General features: G+C 71.5%; 8 protein-coding genes and 1 pseudogene. 1 reads left to right on the forward strand and 8 read right to left on the reverse strand.

Features of this window, described 5'->3' with window-relative positions; all coding sequences use genetic code 11:
* The 4 genes from JWR86_RS05235 to rimP form a co-directional block, all read right to left on the reverse strand.
* Positions 1-285, reverse strand: a 285-nt coding sequence (locus JWR86_RS05235; protein WP_299561724.1) for a translation initiation factor IF-2 associated domain-containing protein, incomplete at its 3' end; no start/stop codon positions are given.
* The gene (locus JWR86_RS05240; RefSeq protein WP_299561727.1) at positions 278-955 is read right to left on the reverse strand and encodes an RNA-binding protein; all 678 of its coding nucleotides are present in this window, start codon (positions 953-955) and stop codon (positions 278-280) included. The genes JWR86_RS05235 and JWR86_RS05240, both read right to left, overlap by 8 nt.
* 35 nt (positions 956-990) lie before the next feature.
* Positions 991-2,601: a transcription termination factor NusA gene (gene nusA, locus JWR86_RS05245; protein WP_299561742.1), complete on the reverse strand. Its 1,611-nt coding sequence runs from the start codon at positions 2,599-2,601 to the stop codon at positions 991-993.
* Between the two features lie 30 nt (positions 2,602-2,631).
* Entirely contained in the window at positions 2,632-3,333 is a 702-nt protein-coding gene (gene rimP / locus JWR86_RS05250; RefSeq protein WP_299561730.1) for a ribosome maturation factor RimP, read from the reverse strand.
* Positions 3,334-3,575: 242 nt separating this feature from the next.
* Here rimP and JWR86_RS05255 point away from each other — a divergent pair, with 242 nt between their 5' ends.
* Positions 3,576-4,817 carry an FAD-dependent monooxygenase gene (locus JWR86_RS05255; RefSeq protein WP_366914550.1) on the forward strand — a complete coding sequence of 414 codons (1,242 nt, stop codon included), beginning with the start codon at positions 3,576-3,578 and terminating at the stop codon, positions 4,815-4,817.
* Here the strand turns inward: JWR86_RS05255 and JWR86_RS05260 are convergent.
* From JWR86_RS05260 to JWR86_RS05275, 4 genes and pseudogenes are all read right to left on the reverse strand, one after another.
* Positions 4,795-6,066 carry a phosphopentomutase gene (locus JWR86_RS05260; RefSeq protein WP_299561736.1) on the reverse strand — a complete coding sequence of 424 codons (1,272 nt, stop codon included), beginning with the start codon at positions 6,064-6,066 and terminating at the stop codon, positions 4,795-4,797. The two genes, JWR86_RS05255 and JWR86_RS05260, sit on opposite strands and share 23 nt — an antisense overlap.
* Positions 6,063-7,706 carry an ABC transporter ATP-binding protein gene (locus JWR86_RS05265; RefSeq protein WP_299561739.1) on the reverse strand — a complete coding sequence of 548 codons (1,644 nt, stop codon included), beginning with the start codon at positions 7,704-7,706 and terminating at the stop codon, positions 6,063-6,065. The genes JWR86_RS05260 and JWR86_RS05265 overlap by 4 nt, the downstream gene beginning before the upstream one ends.
* Positions 7,707-7,869: 163 nt before the next feature.
* Positions 7,870-8,799, reverse strand: coding sequence for a tripartite tricarboxylate transporter substrate-binding protein (locus JWR86_RS05270; RefSeq protein ID WP_299561745.1), 930 nt, complete (start codon positions 8,797-8,799; stop codon positions 7,870-7,872).
* Between the two features lie 140 nt (positions 8,800-8,939).
* Positions 8,940-9,170: pseudogene (locus tag JWR86_RS05275) on the reverse strand (tricarboxylic transporter); the annotation flags it as partial.

The raw sequence follows: 9,170 nt of genomic DNA on the forward strand, positions 1-9,170 counted from the left end.
CACGGCCGGGCGGCCCGACGGGGCCGCAACCGGCCTGGAGGGTGCGGGCGGGGCCACCGGGGCGACCGGCGCCGCCGGCGCTGCAGGTGCCGTGTCCCGAGCGGCCGAGGCAGGCGCAGCCGGAGCCACGGTCCGACGCTTCACCGTCTCGACCACGACCGCCTTGGTCCGGCCGTGGGAGAAGCTCTGCCGAACCATGTTCTGCTCAGCCGGCCGCTTTGGCAGCGTGAGTGTCTTGGACGACACGTGAAGCGTCTTGTCGCCCGGAGTCTTGGTGTCACTCATCCAGTGTCAATCCTGCCGGTCTTGCGGGCGGGTCGTCCGACCGATGTGCGGCATCTCGCGGCGGCGCGGCCTTATCGTCCACACCCCGAAAGAGGCGAAGACGACGCCAGCGCGCCAGGCAGCCTTCGCTGCCGACACCTGCGAGAAGCGCGGCATGTATCACACCGACCCGGCCCAAGGCCACGTCCAAATCGTCGCCACGGAGATCGTCGAGGGTCGGCACAGCACATATCGTAGCGCTTTCGCCTCTCCGCAACGCCCCGGCCAGCTTGCGACGGCCGTCCTCGGCCGCCTCCTGAGCATGGATCAGAGCCGCGGCCCCGCCGCCCGACAGAGCGGATTCGACCTTGGCGAAGCCGGCCACGACGGCGCCGGCCTTGTTGGCGAGAGCCAGGGCCCCGATCAGATCGCGCACGAGAGCGGCATCGACCGCGGCCACCAATTCGGGGCCGGCCTGGGCCTCGCCCTTGAAGGCGCGGCTGAACAGGCGCTTGCGGATCGCCAGGGCGAGGGTCTCGGCCGTCGGGCTGATCCAGGCGCCGCGGCCGGGCAGATTACCCCTGAGGTCGACGATCACGGCGCCCTCAGGCCCGCGCACGAACCGCATCAGCTCCGAGGCCGGGCCGGCCTTGCGGCTAACGATGCAGGTACGCTCCGGGGCCTGGGGCATCGGCTCGCCCGACCGGCGCTCGGCCGGGGACACGGTCAGCTCGGCTGTGCCTCGGCCTCCGCGGCCTCGGCTTCGGCCGGGGCCGGCTCAGCCTGGGCCTCGATCCAGCCCGCCTTGATGCGGGCCGCCAGGATCATGGCCTCGGCATCCTGGCGCGACAGCTCGAATCCATCGAGGAAGCCCGCGGTTCGGACCGCTTCGGCACCCCGGCCTTCCGTGTAGCCGACGAGGTCGTCCGTCGCGCAGCCGGCCAGATCCTCGACCGTCTTCACGTCGTTCTCGCCGAACGCCACGAGCATCGGCACGGTGACGCCGTCGATCTCCTTCAGGGCGTCCTCGACCCCGAGTTCGCGGCGGCGTGCCTCCTGCTCGGCTTCGATGCGGGCCAGGTAATCCTGGGCGCGGCGCTGGATCTCCGCGCCGGTCTCCTCGTCGAACCCCTGAATCGCCGCGACCTCGTCCGGCTCCACCACGGCGATCTCCTCCACGTTTCGAAACCCTTCGGCGGCCAGGAGCTGGCCCACTGTCTCGTCCACGTCGAGCGCCGCCATGAACAGCTCGGTCCGCTCCACGAACTCCTTCTGCCGACGCTCGGATTCCTCGGCCTCGGTCAGGATGTCGATGTCCCATCCGGTGAGCTGGGAGGCGAGGCGGACGTTCTGGCCGCGCCGGCCGATCGCCAGCGAGAGCTGCTCGTCCGGAACCACCACCTCGATGCGCTCGGCCTCCTCGTCCAGCACCACCTTGACGACCTCGGCCGGCTGCAGCGCGTTCACGATGAAGGTGGCCCGGTCATAGGACCACGGGATGATGTCGATCTTCTCGCCCTGCAGCTCGCCGACCACCGCCTGGACGCGCGATCCCCGCATGCCGACGCAAGCCCCCACCGGGTCGATCGAGCTGTCGCGCGAGGTCACGGCAATCTTCGCCCGGGAGCCCGCATCGCGGGCCACGGCCTTCACCTCGACGATGCCGTCGTAGATTTCGGGCACCTCGGAGGCGAACAGCTTCGCCATGAATTGCGGGTGGGTGCGGGACAGGAAGATCTGCGGCCCGCGCGGCTCGCGGCGGACGTCGAACAGGTAGGACCGGATGCGGTCGCCGGGCCGGAACGTTTCGCGCGGGATCAGCTCGTCCCGGCGCACGATGCCCTCGCCGCGCCCGGACAGGTCGACGATGACGTTGCCGTATTCCACGCGCTTCACGAGACCGTTCACGATCTCGCCGATGCGGTCCTTGTATTCCTCGTATTGCCGGTCGCGCTCGGCGTCCCGGACCTTCTGGACAATGACCTGCTTGGCCGATTGCGCGGCGATGCGGCCAAAATCGAAGGGCGGCAGCGTCTCGGCGATGGCGTCGCCGACTTCGGCCGCCGGGTTGCGGCGGCGGGCGTCGGCGAGAGCGATCTCCACCGCGTCGTTCTCGACCTGATCGACCACGAGCAGGTGCCGGGACAGCCGCAGCTCGCCGGTCTTGGGGTGGATCTCGGCATGGACGTCCGTCTCAGCGCCGTAGCGGGAGCGGGCCGCCTTGGCGATGGCGTCCTCCATGGCGGCGACCACGATGGAACGGTCGATCACCTTCTCACGGGCGACCGCGTCCGCAATCTGCAGGAGCTCGAGCCTGTTGGCGCTGACCGCCATGATGTTCTCCTTTGTGGTCTGGAAGGGACCGGCCTAGCCGGCCGGTGTCTTGGGTCGGGCGAAGCGGCCCGGTCCCTTGGTGCGTTTCTGACGCGGGGCCGGCGCGCGCCGCCCCTCCTCCGCCGTTGCGGCCTCCTGGCCGTCCGGCCCTTCCGGAGCCTCGGGCTCCTCCGATTCCCCGCGCTTGCCTCGGCGCAGCGAGTCGCGAATCAGGGCCTCCGTCATGACCAGCCGAGCCTCGCCGATATCGGCGAGCGCGAGCTGGGCCACGACCTCGTCGCCCGCTTCCCCCTCCGGCGCCTTGGCGTCCGGCAATTCAACCAGCACGGCGCCGTCCTGCACGCCGCGGATGAGGCCCCGGAACCGCTTGCGGCCGGCCAGCGGCACGGCGAGCTCGATCTTCGCCTCGTGGCCCAACCAGCGCACGAAGTCCCCGGCCCGGACCAGCGGCCGATCGATACCGGGCGACGACACTTCCAGCGTGTAGGCGCCGGAAATCGGGTCGGCGACGTCGAGGGCCGGCGAGAGCGCCTTGGAGGCCGCCTCGCAATCCTCGACGGTCATGCTCCCGTCCGGGCGCTCGGCCATGATCTGCACGGTCTGGCCGGTCACGCCCGACACCTTGACCCGGACAAGCCGCAGCCCGACGGAGGCGAGCGCCGTCTCCGCCACAACGGCGATGCGGCCGGCCACGCCGGTCTCGGTCAGAAAGCGGTCTTCCGTCTCATCGGTCATGATTGACGCTCGCGCGCTCCGGTCACGGTCGGGCGCTGTCGGGGCTCGGGGGCAAGCCAGGCTTGCGGCAATAAAAAAGAGCGGGACCCTTTCGGGCCCGCTCCCGACAGGGTGCTTGCACACCACAACCAGAGCTGTTGCGGGTTAGATAGCAATCTGGCCGGCGGGGCGCAAGCGCCACGGCTGGCGCTTGACGACGGCGGGCGGGGGCGCGACGACGCCGTATGGCGTCCCGATCCCCCGTGCCGCGACCGAGACCGCCGGCCTGGCAGGTGCTGGTGGCGGGCGGCGGCATCCCCAGTCTCGCCTTCGGCCTGGCGCTGCGGCGCGCGCTGGGCGCGGCCGTCGCCGTCACCGTGCTGGATCCGGGCCGGCCCTCCGGGGGCGATCCGCGCGCCTTTGCCGTGTCGCCCGCCGCCTTCCGCATGCTGGACGTGCTCGGGGTCGGAGCCACGCTGCGGCGGCAGGCCCAGCCGATCGCCGCCATGACCATCACCGACAGCCGGCTCGAGGATGCCGTCCGGCCGGAATACCTGCGCTTTGATGGCGAGCCGGACGGGCAGCCGCTCGCCCTGATGCTCGAGGGCTCCGTCCTGTCCGCCTCCCTGGTCTCGGCCTGCCGCGACGCGGAGGTCCGCCTGGAGACAGCCGCTGTCGCGTCGTTCGCGGCGGATGTGGCGGGCGTGGCGGTCACGGACGGGGCCGGGGCGACCCGCCAGGTCTCCCTGCTGGTGGCTGCGGACGGTGCCCGGTCGCGGCTGCGCGAGGCGGCCGGCATCGGCTGGACGGGCCGGCGCTACCGCCAGCTCGCCCTGGTCGCCACGGTGTCGCACGAGCACCCGCATGGCGGGGTCGCCGTGCAGCATTTCCTGCCCGGCGGCCCGTTCGCGATCCTGCCCCTGGCGGGGCCCGGACGGGCGCATCCGCACCGCTCCTCGCTGGTCTGGACGGAGGCTGAGAGCGAGGCCCGCCGCCTGCTGGCTGAGGGGCCCGAGGCCGCGACGGCCGGACTGCGGGACAGATTCGGGCCGGCACTCGGCGCCGTGGCGCTGGACACGCCCTTGCGGGCGCTGCCGCTCGGCGTCGGCCTCGCCCGGCGCTTCGTGGCGCCCCGGCTGGCGCTGCTCGGGGACGCCGCGCACGAGATCCACCCGCTCGCCGGGCAGGGCCTCAATCTCGGGCTCGGCGACGCGGCCGCGCTGGCCGAGCACGTGGTCGGGGCGGTGCGGCTTGGCCTCGATCCCGGCTCGGACGAGGTTCTGGCGCGCTACCAGACCGACCGGCGCTTCGAGGCCGTGGCGCTGGCCGGCCTCACGGACGCGCTGAACCGGCTGTTCTCGAATGACAGCCTGCCGGTCCGGGCGCTGCGCGACCTTGGTCTCGGACTGGTCGACCGTGCCGGTGGGGCCAAGGGCTTCTTCGCCGAAGAGGCGGCCGGCGGGGGCCGCCGGGCACCGAGCCTCATGCGCGGCGAGGCCCTCTGAGGAGCGGCAGGAACGAGGTTCCGGCTCCGGTTCCCGGCACCCCGAGATGCCCGGCGAGCGTCGCCCCGATATCGGCGAAACTCGCCCGCTGCCCGAGTGGGCCAGCTGCGACCTGCGGCCCGAAGGCCAGAACGGGCGCCTGTTCGCGCGTGTGGTCGGTGCCCCGGAAGGTTGGATCGTTGCCGTGGTCGGCCGTGACGATGCAGACGTCACCGGGCTGCAGGGCGGCCGCGATGCCGGGCAGGCCGCGGTCGAACGCTTCAAGGGCCGCCGCATAGCCGGCCACGTCGCGGCGGTGGCCGTATTCGGTGTCGAAATCGACCAGGTTCGCGAACACGAACCCGCCCGCAGCGAGGTCCGGCATGACCTCCCGGATCGCGGTCAGCCCGGCCAGGTTGTTCTTGGTCTTCACCTCGCGGCCGGTGCTGCGATGCGCGAAAATGTCCCCGAGCTTGCCCACCGTGACCACGTCGCGGCCGGCCTCGGTCAGGCGGTCGAGCAGGGTCGGGCCGGGCGGCTCCACGGAGAAGTCGCGCCGATTTGCCGTGCGGTGAAACCCGCTCTCGACCGAGCCCAGGAAGGGCCGCGCGATGACGCGGCCGATCCGGTAGGGATCGCAGAGGCGGCGCGCTACGCGGCACAGACCGTACAGCCGCTCGAGCCCGAACAGCTCCTCGTGCGCGGCGACCTGGAACACGCTGTCGACGGAGGTGTAGCAGATCGGCTGGCCGGTCCGCAGATGCTCCGGGCCGAGTTCGTCGATGATGGCGGTGCCGGAGGCATGGCACGCACCCAGGATGCCGGGCAATCCGGCTTCCCGGATCAGCCCCTCCATCAGGGGTGCCGGGAAAGCCGGCCGGCTGTCCGGGAAATAGCCCCAGGCGAAGCCGACCGGGAGGCCGGCGATCTCCCAATGGCCCGAGGGCGTGTCTTTTCCGCGCGAGGTTTCGGTCGCGGCACCCCAGCCGCCTCGCACCTCGCCACGGGGCTCCAGGCCGGGCGGCACGCGGCCGCTGGCGAGCCCGCAGGCGAGGCCAAGGCCGAGCGCGGCGAGATTGGGCAGGGCGAGCGGCCCGGCCCGCAGCCCTTCGGCATTGGCGAGGCCGGCGGCGCAGCGTTCGGCGATGTGGCCGACCGTGTCGGCGCCGAGATCGCCATAACTCTCCGCGTCCGGCGCGCCGCCGATCCCGACCGAATCGAGCACGATCAGCAGCGCCCGGCCCTGGGCCTTGGGACCGGTGGACGTCACTCCCTGACCACCCCGGCTTCCGTGGCCTCGAGGCCAAAGGCGGCCGCGAACAGGGCCCGGGTATAGGGCTGCTGCGGCTGCTCGAAAATGCGGGCGGCCGGCCCCTCCTCGACGACCTTGCCGTCCTTCATGACGAGGACGTGGTTGGCGAGGGCCCGCACCACCTTCAGGTCATGGCTGATGAACAGGTAGGCGAGCTGGCGCTCGGCCTGGAGGCGCCGCAGCAGATCCACGATCTGGACCTGGACGGACTGGTCGAGCGCGGAGGTCGGCTCGTCCAAGACCACGAGCTTCGGCTGGAGCACGATGGCGCGCGCAATGGCGATGCGCTGGCGCTGGCCGCCCGAGAATTCGTGCGGGTAGCGATCCATCACGGCGGGGTCGAGTCCCACATCGGCCAGCGCCCCGGCGACCACGTTCCGGCGCTCCGCCCGGCTTGCGCCGCGCCGCTGCACGAGGAGCCCCTCCTCCACGATTTCCGCGACCGAGAGCCGCGGCGACAGCGAGCCATAGGGATCCTGGAACACGATCTGCAGCGAACGCCGGAGCGGCCGCAGTGCCTTCGCGGGCAGCCTGTCCAGGCGCTGGCCGAGGGCCATGATAGGCCCCTCGGACCGGGTCAGACGCAGCAGGGCCAGGCCGAGCGTCGTCTTGCCCGACCCGGATTCGCCGACGACGCCAAGAGTCTCGCCCTCCCGGATGGTGATCGAGACGCCATCCACGGCCTTCACATGGCCGACCGTGCGGCGCAGGAAGCCGCGCCGGATTGGGAAATGCACCTGCATCGGCCCGGCCTCGACCAGGATCCTGGCACCGGTCGCGACGGGGTTGGCGCGCCCTTTCGGCTCGGCCGCGAGCAGCCGGCGGGTGTAGTCGTGCTGAGGCCGGGCGAAGATGTCGGCCACGCGTCCGGCTTCGACGATGCGGCCGCCCTGCATCACGCAGACCCGGTCGGCGATGCGCCGGACGATGCCGAGATCGTGGGTGATGAAGAGCATGGCCATGCCGAGCCGCGCCTTGAGATCGGCCAGCAGGGACAGGATCTGGGCCTGGACGGTGACGTCCAGGGCGGTGGTCGGCTCGTCCGCGATGAAGAGGTCGGGTTCGTTGGCCAGCGCCATGGCGATCATGACGCGCTGGCGCTGCCCGCCCGAGAGCTGGTGCGGATAGCTGTCGAGCCGCGTCGCCGGGTCCCGGATGCCGACCAGCGCCAGGAGGTCAAGAACCCGGGCCCGGGCCTCGCGGCGGGACAGGCCGCGATGCAGTTCCAGGATCTCGCCGACCTGGGTCGCCACCGTATGCAGCGGGTTCAGCGACGTCATGGGCTCCTGGAAGACCATGGCGATGTCGTCGCCCCGCACGGCCTGCATCTCGCGCTCGGCCAGCGGCAGCAGGTCGCGGCCCCGGAACAGGATGCGGCCTGACGGGTGGTGCGCGGCCGGATAGGCCAGCAGCTTCAGCACCGACAGGGCAGTGACCGACTTGCCCGAGCCGGATTCCCCGACCAGCGCCACCGTCTCGCCCGGCGCGACGTCGAAGGAGACCCGGTCCACGGCGAGCGAGTCCACGGGCTTGCCGTCCAGGCCGCGGGACCGGAAGGCGACCGAGAGGTCTTGGACGGACAGGAGGGGCTGGGTCACCGGAACGGGCAGAACCTCATTGCGCCCAGGGTCCTACGCGGCGCCCGGCCGGTTGTCACACCGGCCGCCCGCACGCGAAAGGGTGCCGAAGCCCGGATGGGGCGCGGCCCGACCGCTCCCCACCCGGACAGGGCCGGGGCCGAGTTCCGGCCCCGTGATCCGCTCAGTTTCCGGCGCCCGCGCCCTTGAGCACAGGAGTCCAGCGCGCCACCTCGCTTTCGACCAGCTTCTGGAGCGCCTCCGGGCCCTGCCCGCTCGCATCGGGCACCACGCCGCCGAGATCCACCAGGCGCTTGCGCGTGGTGGAGTCGGCCAGCGCCGCCCTGAGGGCCTCAACCAGCTTGGCGTTGATATCCTTCGGCAGGCCCTTGGGGGCGAACACCGCGTTCCAGGCCGACACCTCGTAGCCGGGCAGGCCGGCCTCCTTGGTGGTTGGCACGTCGGGCAGCGCCGGCGAGCGCTCGGGCGTGGCGATCGCATAGGCCTTGATGGTGCCGCCGCTGATCTGGGGTGCCACATTGACGATCTGGTCGGTCATGAAATCGACCTGGCCCGACATGAGGTCGTTGAGCGCCGGCCCGGTGCCCCGATAGGCGACCAGCGTCGGCTTGATGCCGACCACGGAATTGAACAGCACGCCGGTGGAATGCGACACGGAGCCGACGCCGGCCTGGGCCTGGTTCAGCTTGCTGTCGTTCTGTTTGGCGTAGTCCAGGAACCCCTTGAAATCGGCGGCCGGGAAGTCCTTCCGGGCCACGATCACGATCGGGGTTCCGGCCGCGAGGCCGATCGGGTCGAAGCTCTTGGCCGGGTCGTATTTGAGGCCCGGATAGAGCGCCGGCGCCGCGCCGTGCGTGCCCATATGGCCCATCATGATGGTGTAGCCGTCCGGCGCCGCCTGGGCGCCCCGGATGATGCCGGTGGTGCCACCGGCGCCGGCCACGTTCTCCACCACGACCTGCTGCCCGAGGGTGCGGGACATGTGATCCCCGACGATGCGGGCGATCACGTCGGTCGGCCCACCGGCCGCGAAGGGGACGATCATGGTGATCGGCCGCGTCGGATAGCCTTGGGCCAGGGCCCCGGCGGACATCGCCGCCAGGCCGACAGCCGCAGTCAGGATGCGCTTCAACACAGATTCCTCCCTTCGTCTCGTGTTCAACGTGGGAAGCCGGCCGCGCGGTGCAAGCCGTACGGCTGGCAGAAGCGGACCGCCGGTCTGGCGAGGCGGCCCTATTCGGTGAACACCTCGTCGCGGCTCTTGCGGATGGTGGGCAGGAGCGCGATCGCCAGCAGCACGATGGCGACCAGCAGCAGCCCGGCCGAGACGGGCCGCTCGATGAAGGTCATCATGTCGCCGCGCGAGATGATGTGCGCCCGCCGGAGGTTCTCCTCCATCAGCTTGCCGAGCACGAAGCCGAGCAGAAGCGGAGCCGGCTCGAAGCCGAACTTGATCAGCGCGTA

This window comes from Enterovirga sp., assembly GCF_028290205.1.
In the GTDB taxonomy this organism is placed as follows: Bacteria; Pseudomonadota; Alphaproteobacteria; order Rhizobiales; family Beijerinckiaceae; genus Enterovirga.

Coding starts and splice junctions, on each gene's coding strand:
- JWR86_RS05240 (WP_299561727.1), bottom strand. CDS start 955: ATGCCCCAGGCCCCGGAGCGTACCTGCATCGTTAGCCGCAAGGCCGGC.
- rimP (WP_299561730.1), bottom strand. CDS start 3,333: ATGACCGATGAGACGGAAGACCGCTTTCTGACCGAGACCGGCGTGGCC.
- JWR86_RS05270 (WP_299561745.1), bottom strand. CDS start 8,799: ATGTCCGCCGGGGCCCTGGCCCAAGGCTATCCGACGCGGCCGATCACC.